Source organism: Streptomyces sp. NPDC030809 (assembly GCF_055572195.1).
This window is the reverse complement of record NZ_JBVIDV010000002.1, coordinates 157,517-172,573: the sequence shown is the minus strand read 5'-3', so window position 1 is coordinate 172,573 and position 15,057 is coordinate 157,517. Positions and strand designations below refer to the sequence as shown.

The following is a 15,057-nucleotide window of genomic DNA, read 5'->3' as shown; positions in this document are numbered from 1 at the left end:
CCGCGACCCGTACCCGCCGCCCGGCCCGCCCGCCTGCCCGCCCGCCTGCCCGGTCCGCCCGCCCCGCCCGGCCGGGCTCAGCCCTGCGGGTCCTGGGGCCGGGAGTCGATGTCGCGCAGGTGGCGGCCGGTGAGGTCGGTGCGGGCCTCCGTGCGGTGGCCCCGGGCGATGTAGTCGCGTACGACGGCCTCCACCGCGTCCTGCGGGGAGCCGATGCCCGCGAGGACCATCACCTCCACGACCAGTTCCGCGTCCAGGCTGATGTCGACCTTGGCCATGCCCCGCCCCTCTCGTCCGTTCCGGGGACTCTAACCGCCCCGGCGCCCCCGGACGGGGCGAAGCCGGACACCCGCGAACCCCGGACATGCCGGAGGCCCCGGTCCCGTCCTGGGGAAGGACGGGACCGGGGCCTCCGGTTCACTTCTGGTGTCCCACACCCGCGTGGCGAACGCAGGCCGCGTGTGGGACGGGGTGCCGGTCAGGAGCGGATGAGAGGGCCCGCTGATTCCGTCCCGGCGATCACATCAGAGTGCTCAGCCCTGGAGGGTGGCAACCTTGGTGGCCAGCGCCGACTTCTTGTTGGCGGCGGCGTTCTTGTGGATGACACCCTTCGAGACAGCCTTGTCCAGCTTCCGCGAGGCGGCACGGGCCGCCGCGGTGGCCTTCTCGGCGTCGCCGGCGGCGACGGCCTCGTTGGCCTTGCGGATGAAGGTGCGCAGCTCGGACTTGACGGACTTGTTGCGAAGGCGGGCCTTCTCGTTCGTCTTGTTCCGCTTGATCTGGGACTTGATGTTCGCCACGAAAGAGCCTTTTCAGGTTCAGAGGTTGATCTTCGGATTGCGTCCCGCGAGCTAGAGGGCAGACGAGACACAGCTGCCCAGGCTACCAGGCCCAGTCGGACCAGCCCAAACCGAGCGCAGCCGCCCGCGCATGGGACCATGGAGCCTGAGTATCCATAGTCATCGCCCGAGAATCAGGACCTTGCGTGCCCGCGATCCCCAGCCACGTGCCCGAGCCGAGCCGTACCGACCCGGCGCTGATCCGCAATTTCTGCATCATCGCGCACATCGACCACGGCAAGTCGACTCTCGCCGACCGGATGCTCCAGCTGACCGGTGTCGTCGACCAGCGGCAGATGCGTGCCCAGTACCTCGACCGCATGGACATCGAGCGTGAGCGCGGCATCACGATCAAGTCCCAGGCGGTCCGTCTGCCGTGGTCGCCCACCGAGGGCGAGGGCCAGGGCAAGACGCACATCCTCAACATGATCGACACCCCGGGCCACGTCGACTTCACCTACGAGGTCTCCCGGTCGCTGGCGGCCTGCGAGGGCACCATCCTGCTCGTGGACGCCGCCCAGGGCATCGAGGCGCAGACCCTCGCCAACCTGTACCTGGCGATGGAGAACGACCTCGCGATCGTCCCGGTCCTGAACAAGATCGACCTGCCGGCCGCCCAGCCGGAGAAGTTCGCCGAGGAGCTGGCGAACCTGGTCGGCTGCGACCCCGACGACGTGCTGCGCGTCTCCGCCAAGACCGGTGTCGGCGTGGACGCCCTGCTCGACCGCGTGGTGCAGACCGTCCCCGCCCCGGTCGGCGTCAAGGACGCCCCCGCCCGCGCGATGATCTTCGACTCGGTCTACGACTCGTACCGCGGCGTCGTGACGTACGTCCGTGTGGTCGACGGCACGCTCAACAAGCGCGAGCGGATCCGGATGATGTCCACCGGCGCCACCCACGAGCTGCTGGAGATCGGCTGCAACTCGCCCGAGATGCTGCCGGCCGACGGCCTCTCCGTCGGCGAGGTGGGCTACCTGATCACCGGCGTGAAGGACGTCCGCCAGTCCAAGGTCGGCGACACCATCACCCAGATGACGGGCGGTGCCACCGAGCCCCTCGGCGGCTACAAGGACCCGAAGCCGATGGTCTTCTCCGGCCTGTACCCGCTGGACGGCTCGGACTACCCGGACCTGCGCGAGGCCCTGGACAAGCTCCAGCTCAACGACGCCGCGCTGGTCTACGAGCCGGAGACCTCCGCCGCGCTCGGCTTCGGCTTCCGCGTGGGCTTCCTCGGCCTGCTGCACCTCGACGTGGTCCGCGAGCGCCTGGAGCGCGAGTTCGGCCTCGACCTCATCGCCACCGCGCCGAACGTGGTCTACCGCGTGGTGCTGGAGGACGGGAAGGAGGTCACGGTCACCAACCCGAGCGAGTTCCCCGAGGGCAAGATCTCCGAGGTGTACGAGCCGGTCGTGCGCGCCACGATCCTCGCCCCGAGCGAGTTCATCGGCGCGATCATGGAGCTGTGCCAGACCCGCCGCGGCACCCTCCTGGGCATGGACTACCTGTCCGAGGACCGCGTGGAGATCCGCTACACCCTCCCGCTCGCCGAGATCGTCTTCGACTTCTTCGACCAGCTGAAGTCCAAGACCCGCGGCTACGCCTCCCTGGACTACGAGCCCACCGGCGAGCAGGCGTCCAGCCTGGTCAAGGTCGACATCCTGCTGCACGGCGACAAGGTGGACGCCTTCTCCGCGATCACCCACAAGGACGCGGCGTACGCGTACGGCGTGCGCCTGGTCGCCAAGCTGCGCGAGCTGATCCCGCGGCAGGCCTTCGAGGTGCCCGTGCAGGCGGCCGTCGGCTCCCGGGTCATCGCCCGCGAGACCATCCGCGCCATCCGCAAGGACGTCCTCGCCAAGTGCTACGGCGGTGACATCTCCCGTAAGCGGAAGCTGCTGGAGAAGCAGAAGGAAGGCAAGAAGCGGATGAAGATGGTCGGCTCCGTGGAGGTCCCGCAGGACGCCTTCATCGCGGTGCTGTCCAGCGACGAGTCCGGCGGCAAGGGCAAGAAGTAGCCACCCCCCGGCAGCCTTGCGGACGGGCCCCTGCGCACTCGCGCAGGGGCCCGTTCGTTATAAAGCGGCCGCTCGGCGCCCCTTACGCGGCGGGCGGACGCCCTCTACGCTGATCTCTGCTCGATGGTTACTCGCCAGTTAACCCACGCGGTGCAGCGTGGTCCGGAGGATGTCTCGTGAGCGACACACAGACCTTGATCGAGAACCGCCCGCCCTCGGTGGCGGCCCTCTTCCTTGAGCGCGTCGCCGCGACCCCGGACGCCGAGGCCTACCGGTACCCGGTGCCCGCGGCCTCCGGCAAGGGACCGGACGACTGGAAGTCGCTCAGCTGGGGGCAGGCCGCCGAGCGCGTGTACGGCATCGCCGCCGGCCTGGTGAGCCTGGGCCTGGAACCCGAGCAGCGCGTGGCGCTCGCCTCCAACACCCGCGTCGAGTGGATCCTGAGCGACCTCGGCGTGATGTGCGCGGGCGGCGCGGTCACCACGATCTACCCCAGCACCAACGCCGAGGAGTCGGCCTTCATCCTCTCGGACTCCGAGAGCCGCATCCTCATCGCCGAGGACGCCGGGCAGCTGGCCAAGGCCCGCGAGCGCCGCGCCGACCTGCCCGAGCTGGCGCACGTCGTCGTCATCGACCCGGCCGGTGCCGAGGCGGCCGAGGGCGACCCCGAGGGCTGGGTGCTGACCCTCGCCGAGCTGGAGGCGCGCGGGGCCGAGTACCTCACGGAGCACCCGGAGGCCGTCAAGGAGCGGGTCGGGGCGATCACCTCCGAGCAGCTCGCCACCCTGATCTACACCTCCGGCACCACGGGCCGCCCCAAGGGCGTCCGCCTCCCGCACGACAACTGGTCGTACATGGCCAAGGCCATCGCCGCGACCGGCCTGGTCACCAAGGACGACGTCCAGTACCTGTGGCTGCCCCTCGCGCACGTCTTCGGCAAGGTGCTGACCTCCGGGCAGATCGAGGTCGGCCACGTCACCGCCGTCGACGGCCGCGTGGACAAGATCATCGAGAACCTGCCGGTGGTCCAGCCCACCTACATGGCCGCGGTGCCGCGCATCTTCGAGAAGGTCTACAACGGGGTCGCCGCCAAGGCCCGCGCCGGCGGCGGCGCCAAGTACAAGATCTTCAAGTGGGCCGCCGAGCTCGCCCGCGAGTACGCCAAGGTCTCGCAGGACAACTTCCGCCGCACCGGCACCGCCTCGGTGCCCCTGGGCCTGGGCCTGAAGCACAAGGTGGCCGACGCCCTCGTCTACTCCAAGCTCCGCGACGCCTTCGGCGGCCGGCTGCGCGCAGCGGTCTCCGGAGCCTCCGGCCTGTCCCCGGAGATCGGCTACTTCTTCTCCGGCGCGGGCATCCACATCCTGGAGGGCTACGGGCTGACGGAGTCCAGCGCGGCCAGCTTCGTCAACCCCGGCGAGGCGTACCGCACCGGCACGGTCGGCAAGCCGCTCCCCGGCTGCGAGGTCCGCATCGCCGACGACGGCGAGATCCTGCTGCGCGGCCCGGGCATCATGGAGGGCTACCACCGCCTGCCGGAGAAGACCGCCGAGGTGCTGGAGTCCGACGGCTGGCTGCACACGGGCGACATCGGCGAGCTGTCCGCGGACGGCTACCTGCGGATCACCGACCGCAAGAAGGACCTCATCAAGACCTCCGGCGGCAAGTACGTGGCCCCGGCCGAGGTCGAGGGGCAGTTCAAGGCGGTCTGCCCGTTCGTGTCGAACATCCTCGTGCACGGCGCGGACCGCAACTACTGCACCGCCCTCATCGCCCTCGACGAGCCCGCCATCCTCGGCTGGGCCAAGGACCACGGCCTGGAGGGCAAGTCCTACGCCGAGATCGCGGCGGCCCCGGAGACCCGCGCGATGGTCCAGGGCTACGTGGACACCCTCAACCAGGGCCTCCAGCGCTGGCAGACGATCAAGAAGTTCGCGCTGCTGCCACGGGACCTCGACGTCGAGCACGGGGAGCTGACCCCGAGCCTGAAGCTGAAGCGGCCGGCCGTCGAGCGCGAGTTCAAGGCGGTCATCGACGGCATGTACGAGGGGGCGCGCGAGGCGTAGGCCGGCCGGGCGGGGGTGCGCCCCCGCCCGCCGCGGGGTCCCGCTCCCCGCCGCCGGGGCGGCCGGACCGGACGGTCGGCCGCCCGTCCGGCGGTGCGGGAGAATGGACCCATGCCTTCCGTACTGCCCGACGGCGAGCCCATGCCCGAAGACGGGTCGCTGCCCGCGTCCGCCCTGACCGGAGCGGCGGACCGGCCCCTCGGGTTCTACCTGCACGTGCCGTACTGCGCCACCCGCTGCGGCTACTGCGACTTCAACACGTACACCGCCACCGAGCTGCGCGGCACCGGCGGGGTCCTCGCCTCCCGCGAGAACTACGCCGAGACCCTCGCCGAGGAGGTCCGCCTCGCCCGCAAGGTGCTCGGCGACGACCCGCGCGAGGTCCGCACGGTCTTCGTCGGCGGCGGCACGCCCACCCTGCTGCCGGCCGCCGACCTCGTCCGCATGCTCGCCGCGATCCGCGAGGAGTTCGGCCTCGCGGCCGACGCCGAGATCACCACCGAGGCGAACCCGGAGTCCGTGGACCCCGCCTACCTGGCGGAGCTCCGGGCGGGCGGCTTCAACCGGATCTCGTTCGGCATGCAGAGCGCCCGGCAGCACGTCCTCAAGGTGCTCGACCGCACGCACACGCCGGGGCGGCCGGAGGCCTGCGTGGGCGAGGCGCGGGCGGCGGGCTTCGAGCACGTCAACCTGGACCTGATCTACGGCACCCCCGGCGAGTCCGACGACGACTGGCGGGCCTCGCTCGACGCCGCCCTCGGCGCCGGACCCGACCACGTCTCCGCGTACGCGCTGATCGTCGAGGAGGGCACCCAGCTGGCCCGGCGGATCCGGCGGGGCGAGGTGCCCATGACGGACGACGACGTGCACGCGGACCGCTACCTGATCGCCGACTCGGTGCTCGCCGAGGCCGGCTACCACTGGTACGAGGTCTCGAACTGGGCCACCTCCGAGGCCGGGCGCTGCCTGCACAACGAGCTGTACTGGCGCGGGGCGGACTGGTGGGGCGCAGGTCCCGGGGCGCACAGCCACGTGGGCGGGGTGCGGTGGTGGAACGTCAAGCATCCGGGTGCGTACGCGGCGGCGCTGGCGGAGGGGCGCTCGCCGGGGGCCGGGCGGGAGCTGCTGTCCGAAGAGGACCGGCGGGTCGAGCGGATCCTGCTGGAGCTGCGGCTGCTGGAAGGGGTGCCGCTGACGCTGCTGGCGCCGGCCGGGCTGGCCGCGTCTCGGCGCGCCCTGGCTGACGGCCTCCTCCAGGAGGCGGCCTACCGGGACGGCCGCGCCGCGCTGACCCTGCGAGGGCGGCTGCTGGCCGATGCGGTGGTCCGCGACCTGGTGGATTGACGGGGCCCCGCCGCTGCGCGGGGCTCTCCCTCCACCCGCCCCTTCCCGAAGCGGGGGCTCCGCCCCACACCCCCGGTTCTCAAACGCCGGACGGGCCGGAGTTCGCCGCCCGGCGGGAAAAGCCGGCAGGGTCGGGGCTACGGGGCCGTGACGAAGTCGATCAGCTCTTCGACGCGGCCCAGGAGGGACGGCTCCAGGTCCTGGTACGAGCGGACGCGGGACAGGACGTGCTGCCACGCCGCCCCCGTCTCGGACGGCCAGCCCAGCGCCCGGCAGACGCCCGTCTTCCAGTCCTGGCCGGGCGGGACCACCGGCCAGGCGGGAATCCCCAGGGAGGACGGTTTCACGGCCTGCCAGACGTCCACGTACGGGTGGCCGACGACCAGGACGTGCGGGCCGGCGACCGCGGCGGCCAGCCGGGACTCCTTCGAGCCCGGGACCAGGTGGTCGACCAGGACGCCCAGCCGGGCGTCCGCGGCCGGGGCGAAGTCCGCGACCACCGCCGGCAGGTCGTCCACGCCCTCCAGGTACTCCACGACCACGCCCTCGATCCGCAGGTCGTCGCCCCACACCCGTTCCACGAGCTCCGCGTCGTGGCGGCCCTCCACGTAGATCCGGCCCGCCCGCGCCACCCGGGCCCGGGCCCCCGGGACGGCCACCGAGCCCGAAGCCGTACGGGCGGGGGCGGCGGGCCGGCGGGCCGGGCGGACCAGGGTGACCGGCGCGCCCTCCAGCAGGAAGCCGCGCGGCTCCAGCGGGAACACGCGGCGCTTGCCGAAGCGGTCCTCCAGCGTGACCGTGCCGCCCTCGCAGGCCGTCACCGCCCCGCAGAAGTCCGTACCGGCCACCTCGACCACCAGGCCGGGGTCCGCGGGCACCTCCGGCACCGGTCGGGCCGCGCTCCGCTTCCACGGCGGGGTCAGGTCGGGTGAGTATTCGCGCATTCGGACGACACTAGGCAGGGGCGGGCCCTCAGGGGGCCGACACGCCGAAACGCTCCGCCAGTGTGGCGCGTTGCGCACGGACGAACGCCGCGTCCACCACCGCGCCGTGCCCGGGCACGTACGCCGCCTCCTCGCCGCCCAGGGACAGCAGCCGGCCGAGGGCGGCGGGCCACTGCCTGCGGACCGCGTCGCCGCCGGCCTGGGGCTCGCCGGACTCCTCCACGAGGTCCCCGCAGAACACCACCTCGCGCTCGCCGGGCACGCACACCGCGAGATCGTGCCGGGTGTGCCCGGGGCCGACGTTCGCCAGCAGCACCTGCACCCCGCCGAGCTCCAGCGTCCACTCGCCCGAGACCAGGTGCCGGGGCGGGACCAGCAGCTCCACCGCCTCCGCGGCCTCCTTCTCGGCCAGGCCGTGCCGGACCGCGGAGTCCCGGAGCAGGTCGCGCCCCGCGAGCATCAGCCCGTCCAGCCCCACCGCCCCGTACACCTCGGCCCCCGAGAAGGCCGCCGCGCCCAGGACATGGTCGAAATGGCCGTGCGTGAATGCGATATGGGTCACTCTGCGGCCCGCCAGCCGCTCCGCCTGCGCGCGCACCTCGGCCCCCTCGCGCACGCAGGAACCGGGGTCGATCAGGAGGACCGCATCGTCCCCGACCACCAGTCCCACCGTGCAGTCCCACACCGGGAGGCGCCGCCGGCCGGTGCGTCCGGTCAGCCCTTCCCACCCCGCCTCTTCCCATCGGACGTCCATGCCGCGACGCTACCTTGACGGGCCGCCCTTGCTAGGGGCGTACCTCCCCGCCGTACACTGACCGGGGGATCTCTGGCACTCGGACGGCACGAGTGCCAGCAGCAGGACCGCAACGGAAACGAACAGGCATCACAGCTGGAGGTGTGCGCGATGCTCAGCGAACGCAGACTCGAGGTGCTGCGCGCCATCGTCCAGGACTACGTCGGGACGGAGGAGCCGGTCGGCTCCAAGGCACTCACGGAGCGCCACAAGCTCGGCGTGTCGCCTGCCACCGTGCGCAACGACATGGCGGTGCTGGAGGACGAGGGCTACATCGCCCAGCCGCACACCAGCGCCGGCCGCATCCCGACCGACAAGGGCTACCGGCTGTTCGTCGACAGGCTCGCGGGGGTCAAGCCCCTGTCCTCGCCGGAACGCCGCGCCATCCAGAACTTCCTGGACGGCGCCGTGGACCTCGACGACGTCGTCGGCCGCACGGTCCGGCTGCTCGCGCAGCTGACCCGGCAGGTGGCGGTCGTGCAGTACCCGTCGCTGACCCGCTCGACGGTGCGGCACGTGGAACTGCTCGCGCTCGCGCCCGCCCGCCTGATGCTCGTCCTGATCACCGACACCGGCCGGGTCGAGCAGCGGATGGTCGACGCGCCCGCGCCCTTCGGCGAGGCCGCGCTGGCCGACCTGCGGGCCCGGCTCAACAGCCGGGTCGTCGGCCGCCGGTTCGCGGACGTGCCGCAGCTGGTGCAGGACCTGCCCGAGTCGTTCGAGACCGACGACCGCGGCACGGTGCAGGTGGTCCTCGCGACCCTGCTGGAGACCCTGGTCGAAGAGACCGAGGAGCGGCTGATGATCGGCGGCACCGCCAATCTCACCCGCTTCGGGCACGATTTCCCCCTCACGATCAGGCCGGTGCTGGAAGCGCTGGAGGAGCAGGTCGTGCTCCTCAAGCTGCTCGGCGAGGCCAATGAATCGGGCATGACCGTACGCATTGGGCATGAGAACGCCTACGAGGGACTGAACTCCACGTCCGTCGTCTCGGTCGGCTACGGTTCGGGCGGCGAAGCAGTCGCCAAACTCGGCGTGGTCGGACCGACCCGCATGGACTACCCCGGAACGATGGGAGCGGTACGCGCAGTGGCACGTTACGTCGGACAGATCCTGGCGGAGTCGTAAGTGGCCACGGACTACTACGCCGTACTCGGCGTGCGCCGCGACGCGTCCCCGGACGAGATCAAGAAGGCCTTCCGCAAGCTCGCGCGCGAGCTGCACCCGGACGTGAACCCCGATCCCAAGACGCAGGAGCGCTTCAAGGAGATCAACGCCGCGTACGAGGTGCTGTCGGACCCGCAGAAGAAGCAGGTCTACGACCTCGGCGGGGACCCGCTGTCGGCCTCCGGCGGCGGGGGCGGCGCGGGCGGCTTCGGCGCCGGCGGCTTCGGCAACTTCTCGGACATCATGGACGCCTTCTTCGGGCAGGCGTCGCAGCGCGGTCCGCGCTCGCGCACCCGCCGCGGCCAGGACGCGATGATCCGCCTGGACCTGGAACTCGACGAGGCGGCCTTCGGGACCACCAAGGAGCTCCAGGTCGACACGGCCGTCGTGTGCACCGGCTGCTCCGGCGAGGGCGCCGCACCCGGCACCTCCGCGCAGACCTGTGACATGTGCCGCGGCCGCGGCGAGGTCTCCCAGGTCACCCGGTCCTTCCTCGGCCAGGTCATGACCTCGCGCCCCTGCCCGCAGTGCCAGGGCTTCGGCACCGTGGTCCCGACCCCGTGCCCCGAGTGCGCGGGCGACGGCCGGGTCCGCTCCCGCCGCAGCCTCACGGTCAAGATCCCGGCCGGCGTGGAGAACGGCACCCGGATCCAGCTGTCCGGCGAGGGCGAGGTCGGCCCCGGCGGCGGCCCCGCCGGCGACCTGTACGTGGAGATCCACGAGCTCCCGCACCCGGTGTTCCAGCGGCGCGGCGACGACCTGCACTGCACGGTCACCATCCCGATGACGGCGGCGGCCCTGGGCACGAAGTGCCCGCTGGAGACGCTGGACGGGATGGAGGAGGTGGACATCCGGCCCGGTACCCAGTCCGGCCAGTCCATCCCGCTGCACGGGCGCGGAGTCACGCACCTGCGCGGCGGAGGCCGCGGCGACCTCATCGTCCACGTCGAGGTCCAGACCCCGAACAAGCTGGACCCGCAGCAGGAGGACCTGCTCCGCCAGCTCGCCAAGCTGCGCGGCGAGGAGCGCCCGCTGGGCCAGTTCCAGCCCGGGCAGCAGGGTCTCTTCAGCCGCCTGAAGGACGCCTTCAACGGCCGCTGACCGCCGCTGCGAGGCCGTTTTCAACGCCGCCGACCGGTCGCCGTTCCGCCGCCCGCACGGGCGGCGGACGGCCCGTGGCGGGTTCCGTCCGGCGGACTATGCCAGGCGGATGACCTGATTCGGCCTGCTGCGGGGGACATGGCACGATGCGCTCATGTCCTCCGCACTGAGCGCCCTCTGCCGGTACCCGGTCGTGCAGGCTCCCATGGCGGGCGGCGGCTCCTGCCCCGAGCTGGCCGCGGCCGTCTCGGCGGCGGGCGGACTCGGCTTCCTGGCGGGCGGCTACAAGACCGCCGACGGCATGTACCAGGAGATCAAGCGGCTGCGCGCGCTCAGCCCCCACCCCTTCGGGGTCAACCTGCTGATGCCGCAGCCGGCGGCCGCCGACCCGGCCTCGGTCGAGGCCTACCGGGGGCAGCTCGCCGGCGAGGCCACCTGGTACGACACCCCGCTCAGCGAGGACGTCTTCGCCTGCTCCGACGACGGCTACGACGCCAAGGTCGCGATCCTGCTCGACGACCCGGTGCCCCTCGTCTCCTTCACCTTCGGCTGCCCCGACCCCGCGACCCTCGACGCGTTCCACCGGGCGGGCACCCGTACCGCCGTCACCGTCACCTCGGCCGAGGAGGCCCGGACCGCGCAGAGCGCCGGCGCCCAGGCCGTGTGCGTCCAGGGCATCGAGGCCGGCGGCCACCAGGGCACCCACCGCGACGACCCGGAGGCCGACGGCAGCGGCTTCGGGCTGCTGCCGCTCGTGGCCCAGGTCCGCGAGGCGGTGGCGGTCCCGATCATCGCCGCGGGCGGGCTCATGCGCGGGGCGCAGATCGCCGCCGTGCTGGCCGCGGGCGCGGAGGCGGCGCAGCTGGGCACCGCCTTCCTGCCCTGCCCCGAGTCGGGCGCCAGCCCGGTGCACAAGCAGGCCCTGACCGACCCGCTGTTCGTCCGCACCGAGCTGACCCGGGCCTTCTCCGGGCGCCCGGCCCGCGGGCTGGTCAACCGCTTCATGCGGGAACACGGCCCCTACGCGCCGGCCGCGTACCCGCAGGTGCATCATCTGACCACCGGACTGCGCAAGGCCGCCGCGGAGGCGGGCGACCCGCAGGGGATGGCCCTGTGGGCCGGACAGGGCCACCGGCTGGCCCGCACCCTGCCCGCCGGGCAGCTGGTGGAAGTGCTCGCGGCCGAACTGGCCGAAGCGCAGAGTGCGTTGCAGATGAGGAGTGCGTCATGACCGCCCCCGTGTTCGTGGTCGACAAGGTGCCCGCCGGACCGCAGTTCGTCCTGGACGGACCCGAAGGCCGGCACGCGGTCTCCGTGAAGCGCCTGGAGCCCGGCGAGGAGGTCGTCCTCACCGACGGGCAGGGCGCCTGGGCCGAGGGCGTGGTCGCCGCCGCCGAGGGCAAGGACCGGCTGGTGGTCGACGTACGGGCGGTGTCCGAGGAGCCCGAGCCCGACCCGCGGATCACCGTGGTGCAGGCCCTGCCCAAGGGGGACCGGGGCGAACTCGCCGTCGAGACCATGACCGAGACCGGGGTGGACGCGATCGTGCCCTGGCAGGCCTCCCGCTGCATCACGCAGTGGCGCGGGGACCGCGGCGCCAAATCCCTGGCCAAGTGGCGCAACACGGCCCGCGAGGCGGGCAAGCAGTCCCGCCGGGTCCGCTTCCCCGAGGTCACCGAGGCCATGTCCACCAAGCAGGTCGCCGCCCTGCTCGCCGGGGCCGACCTCGCCGTGGTCCTGCACGAGGACCGGGACGCCGACAGCGGGGCGCTGGCCCTGGCCGAGCTGCCCGCCACCGGCTCCATCGTGGTCGTCGTGGGCCCCGAGGGCGGGGTCTCCCCGGAGGAGCTGGCGGTGTTCGCGGAGGCGGGCGCCCGCCCGTACCGGCTGGGGCGCTCGGTGCTGCGCACCTCCACGGCCGGCACCGCGGCGGCCGCCGTCCTGCTCGCCCGCACCGGCCGCTGGTCGTAGCCCGCCCCACCGGGATCCACGGCTCCAGAGCCCGTCGAGCGGGCTCCGGCCGCCCGGTCGCTACGATGCGGGGAACGATCACGCTACGGAGGCGAAGCCCATGGCAGGGGAACCGCAGGCGGACTGCCTGTTCTGCAAGATCGTCAAGGGGGAGGTCCCCGCGACGATCGTGCGCGAGACGGAGACCACGGTCGCGTTCCGCGACATCAACCCGCAGGCCCCGACGCACGTCCTGGTGATCCCCAAGGCGCACTACCCGGACGCGGCCTCCCTGGCCGCCGCCGAGCCGGTGCTCGCCGCCGACGTGCTGCGCGCGGCCGGCGAGGTCGCCGCCGAGGAGAAGGTGGACGGCTCGGGCTACCGGATCGTCTTCAACACCGGCGCCGGTGCGGGCCAGACCGTCTTCCACGCCCACGCCCACGTGCTCGGCGGGCGCGGCCTCGAATGGCCGCCCGGGTAGCAGAACGTGTCCGTACGCGAATTCGTGGTGCTCGGCACCGCGAGCCAGGTCCCGACCCGGCACCGCAACCACAACGGGTACCTCCTGCGCTGGGACGGACAGGGCATCCTGTTCGATCCCGGCGAGGGGACCCAGCGGCAGATGCTGCGCGCCGGGGTGGCCGCGCACGACATCGACCGCATCTGCGTCACGCACTTCCACGGGGACCACTCCCTGGGGCTGGCGGGGGTCATCCAGCGGATCAACCTCGACCGGGTGCCGCACCCGGTCACGGCCCACTTCCCGGAATCCGGCCAGAAGTTCTTCGACCGGCTGCGGTACGCCACCGCCTACCGCGAGACCGTCGTGATCGACGAGGCCCCGGTGGCGGCGGACGGGCTGCTCGCCCAGGGGCCCTCGTACGCCCTTGAAGCGCGGCGGCTGAGCCACCCCGTCGAGTCCTTCGGCTACCGGGTCACCGAGCCGGACGGGCGGCGGATACTGCCCGGGCTGCTGGCCGCCCACGGGATCACCGGCCCCGACGTGGGCCGGCTCCAGCGCGAGGGCGAGCTGCGGGGGGTCACCCTCGACCAGGTCAGCGAGGTCCGGCGGGGGCAGAGCTTCGCCTTCGTCATGGACACCCGGCTGTGCGAGGGCGTCCACGCGCTCGCCGAGGGCTGCGACATGCTCGTGATCGAGTCGACCTTCCTCGACGCGGACGAGCGGCTGGCCACCGAGCATGGCCACCTCACGGCCGCGCAGGCGGCCCGGGTCGCTCGGGAGGCCGGGGTGCGGCACCTGGTGCTGACGCACTTCTCGCAGCGGTACACCGACCCGGACGCCTTCGAGCGCGAGGCCCGCGAGGCCGGGTTCGAGGGCGAACTGACCGTGGCCCAGGACCTCTTGCGGGTCCCGCTGCCCCGGCGCTCCTGACCGGGTCCCCGCACCCGCCGCACCCCCGCGGGGGCGGCGGGCCGGTCCGGGAGGCGCGGGGCGCGTGCGCCCCCGGAGCCGCACGGTGAGTGCGTGTCCCGTGCACACAGCGGGGGAAGCGGGCGTTCCGCGGGTGATCTGGGACACACTGGGTTTGGGCCGGGGCCGCGCGGGCAGGGCTGCCGGTCCGCCGGAGCTTTTTGCAGCCTGCAGAAACGACCCCTCAGGACGGGGAGCACCCACGTGAGCAGTCGGAACGGACACCACCACCTGCGAGCCCCGCTGGACCCGCTGCGCGATCTGCGGGCCCCGCAGGATCCGGGCTGCGACGTCTTCCTGACCGGCACCGTCTTCCTGGACATCATCTTCACCGGACTGGACTCGGCGCCCGTGCGCGGCACCGAGTCCTGGGCCCGCGGCATGGGCTCCAGCCCCGGCGGGGTCGCCAACATGGCCACCGCCCTGGCCCGCCTCGGCCTGCGCACCTCGCTCGCCGCGGCCTTCGGCGACGACCACTACGGCGAGTACTGCTGGGACGCCCTGGAGCAGGGCGAGGGCATCGACCTGTCCATGTCCCGGACCATCCCCGGCTGGCACTCCCCGGTGACCGTCTCCATGGCCTACGAGGGCGAGCGGACCATGGTCTCGCACGGCCACGAGGCGCCCCCGCCGGCCGGCCCCGGGCCCTTCCCCGACTGCCCGCCCCGGGCCCGCGCCGCCGTGGCCTCCCTGGAGCCGGGCCGCCGCGAGGACTGGATCGCCTCGGCCGCCACCCGCGGCGCCCGCATCTTCGCCGACGTGGGCTGGGACGACAGCGGCCGCTGGGACCTGGACGGGCTGCGCGACCTGGAGCACTGCGAGGCCTTCCTGCCGAACGCCGCCGAGGCCATGCGCTACACCCGCACCGAATGCCCCCGGGCCGCCGCCCGGGCCCTGGCCGAGCGGGTGCCGATCGCCGTGGTCACCATGGGCGCCGAGGGCTCGTACGCGGTGGACGGCCGGACCGGGGAGACCGCCCAGGTGCCGGGGATCGCCGTGGAGGCCCTGGACCCGACCGGGGCCGGGGACGTGTACGTGGCCGGGTTCCTCACCGGCACCCTGGCCGGCTGGCCGCTGGCCGACCGGCTGGCCTTCGCCGGGCTCACCGCGGCCCTCTCGGTCCAGGAGTTCGGCGGCTCGCTCTCCGCGCCCGGCTGGGAGGAGGTCGCGGCCTGGTGGCAGCGGGTACGCGAGGTGCCCGGTGGCGTCCCCCCGGAGCTGCGGCGGTACGGGTTCCTCGACGCCCTGCTCGCGGATTCCGTCCTCGCCCCCGGGGCCTGCGGGCCGCGCCGCCGGGCGGTCCCCACCATCGGCTTCCGCCAGTCCGCCTGACCCGGCCCCGCCCCGGCCGCGCGGGTCCCGCCCCCGGTTCCGCTTGCGCCCCCGGACGGCCGGGAAAACCCCTC

14 protein-coding genes are annotated in these 15,057 nt (G+C 73.1%); 10 read left to right on the top strand and 4 right to left on the bottom strand.

From position 1 onward, the window contains the following. Window positions 1-77: 77 nt before the first annotated feature. Complete coding sequence (locus ACZ407_RS03480; protein WP_468125128.1) at window positions 78-278, bottom strand: DUF2191 domain-containing protein; 201 nt, start codon at window positions 276-278, stop codon at window positions 78-80. A gap of 255 nt (window positions 279-533) precedes the next feature. Beyond that, window positions 534-800 carry a 30S ribosomal protein S20 gene (gene rpsT, locus ACZ407_RS03475; RefSeq protein ID WP_468125127.1) on the bottom strand — a complete coding sequence of 89 codons (267 nt, stop codon included), beginning with the start codon at window positions 798-800 and terminating at the stop codon, window positions 534-536. A 185-nt stretch (window positions 801-985) separates the two neighbouring features. Between rpsT and lepA the strand changes: the two genes are divergently transcribed. From lepA to hemW, 3 genes are all read left to right on the top strand, one after another. Beyond that, window positions 986-2,854, top strand: coding sequence for a translation elongation factor 4 (gene lepA / locus ACZ407_RS03470; RefSeq protein WP_468125126.1), 1,869 nt, complete (start codon window positions 986-988; stop codon window positions 2,852-2,854). Window positions 2,855-3,030: 176 nt separating this feature from the next. Next, window positions 3,031-4,920 carry an AMP-dependent synthetase/ligase gene (locus tag ACZ407_RS03465; RefSeq protein WP_468125124.1) on the top strand — a complete coding sequence of 630 codons (1,890 nt, stop codon included), beginning with the start codon at window positions 3,031-3,033 and terminating at the stop codon, window positions 4,918-4,920. A 111-nt stretch (window positions 4,921-5,031) separates the two neighbouring features. Next, window positions 5,032-6,264, top strand: a complete 1,233-nt coding sequence (gene hemW / locus ACZ407_RS03460; protein WP_468125122.1) for a radical SAM family heme chaperone HemW — start codon at window positions 5,032-5,034, stop codon at window positions 6,262-6,264. Between the two features lie 137 nt (window positions 6,265-6,401). Here hemW and ACZ407_RS03455 read toward each other — a convergent pair whose 3' ends face one another. After that, entirely contained in the window at window positions 6,402-7,208 is an 807-nt protein-coding gene (locus ACZ407_RS03455) for a DUF3097 domain-containing protein (protein WP_468125121.1), read from the bottom strand. A gap of 28 nt (window positions 7,209-7,236) precedes the next feature. Further along, on the bottom strand, window positions 7,237-7,962 hold the full coding sequence (locus ACZ407_RS03450) for an MBL fold metallo-hydrolase (protein ID WP_468125119.1): 726 nt from the start codon (window positions 7,960-7,962) through the stop codon (window positions 7,237-7,239). A gap of 150 nt (window positions 7,963-8,112) precedes the next feature. Here ACZ407_RS03450 and hrcA point away from each other — a divergent pair, with 150 nt between their 5' ends. The 7 genes from hrcA (at window position 8,113) to ACZ407_RS03415 (ending at window position 14,983) form a co-directional block, all read left to right on the top strand. Then, window positions 8,113-9,129 carry a heat-inducible transcriptional repressor HrcA gene (gene hrcA / locus ACZ407_RS03445; RefSeq protein ID WP_226732967.1) on the top strand — a complete coding sequence of 339 codons (1,017 nt, stop codon included), beginning with the start codon at window positions 8,113-8,115 and terminating at the stop codon, window positions 9,127-9,129. Further along, entirely contained in the window at window positions 9,130-10,269 is a 1,140-nt protein-coding gene (gene dnaJ / locus ACZ407_RS03440) for a molecular chaperone DnaJ (RefSeq protein WP_468125117.1), read from the top strand. Between the two features lie 154 nt (window positions 10,270-10,423). Further along, window positions 10,424-11,500 carry a nitronate monooxygenase gene (locus tag ACZ407_RS03435; RefSeq protein ID WP_468125116.1) on the top strand — a complete coding sequence of 359 codons (1,077 nt, stop codon included), beginning with the start codon at window positions 10,424-10,426 and terminating at the stop codon, window positions 11,498-11,500. Further along, window positions 11,497-12,240, top strand: coding sequence for a 16S rRNA (uracil(1498)-N(3))-methyltransferase (locus tag ACZ407_RS03430; RefSeq protein ID WP_468125114.1), 744 nt, complete (start codon window positions 11,497-11,499; stop codon window positions 12,238-12,240). Before ACZ407_RS03435 ends, ACZ407_RS03430 begins: the two co-directional genes overlap by 4 nt. Window positions 12,241-12,340: 100 nt before the next feature. Further along, entirely contained in the window at window positions 12,341-12,700 is a 360-nt protein-coding gene (locus ACZ407_RS03425; protein WP_468125112.1) for a histidine triad nucleotide-binding protein, read from the top strand. A 6-nt stretch (window positions 12,701-12,706) separates the two neighbouring features. Next, window positions 12,707-13,612: a ribonuclease Z gene (locus tag ACZ407_RS03420; RefSeq protein WP_468125111.1), complete on the top strand. Its 906-nt coding sequence runs from the start codon at window positions 12,707-12,709 to the stop codon at window positions 13,610-13,612. A 243-nt stretch (window positions 13,613-13,855) separates the two neighbouring features. Then, a complete protein-coding gene (locus ACZ407_RS03415; protein ID WP_468125110.1) occupies window positions 13,856-14,983 on the top strand; it encodes a carbohydrate kinase family protein in 1,128 nt (375 codons plus the stop codon). Window positions 14,984-15,057: the final 74 nt, after the last annotated feature.

What these genes read in the sequence shown, in the direction of transcription:
- ACZ407_RS03480 (WP_468125128.1), bottom strand. Translation starts at nt 278, where the DNA reads ATGGCCAAGGTCGACATCAGCCTGGACGCGGAACTGGTCGTGGAGGTG.
- hemW (WP_468125122.1), top strand. Translation starts at nt 5,032, where the DNA reads ATGCCTTCCGTACTGCCCGACGGCGAGCCCATGCCCGAAGACGGGTCG.
- ACZ407_RS03455 (WP_468125121.1), bottom strand. Translation starts at nt 7,208, where the DNA reads ATGCGCGAATACTCACCCGACCTGACCCCGCCGTGGAAGCGGAGCGCG.
- ACZ407_RS03450 (WP_468125119.1), bottom strand. Translation starts at nt 7,962, where the DNA reads ATGGACGTCCGATGGGAAGAGGCGGGGTGGGAAGGGCTGACCGGACGC.
- hrcA (WP_226732967.1), top strand. Translation starts at nt 8,113, where the DNA reads ATGCTCAGCGAACGCAGACTCGAGGTGCTGCGCGCCATCGTCCAGGAC.
- ACZ407_RS03435 (WP_468125116.1), top strand. Translation starts at nt 10,424, where the DNA reads ATGTCCTCCGCACTGAGCGCCCTCTGCCGGTACCCGGTCGTGCAGGCT.
- ACZ407_RS03430 (WP_468125114.1), top strand. Translation starts at nt 11,497, where the DNA reads ATGACCGCCCCCGTGTTCGTGGTCGACAAGGTGCCCGCCGGACCGCAG.
- ACZ407_RS03425 (WP_468125112.1), top strand. Translation starts at nt 12,341, where the DNA reads ATGGCAGGGGAACCGCAGGCGGACTGCCTGTTCTGCAAGATCGTCAAG.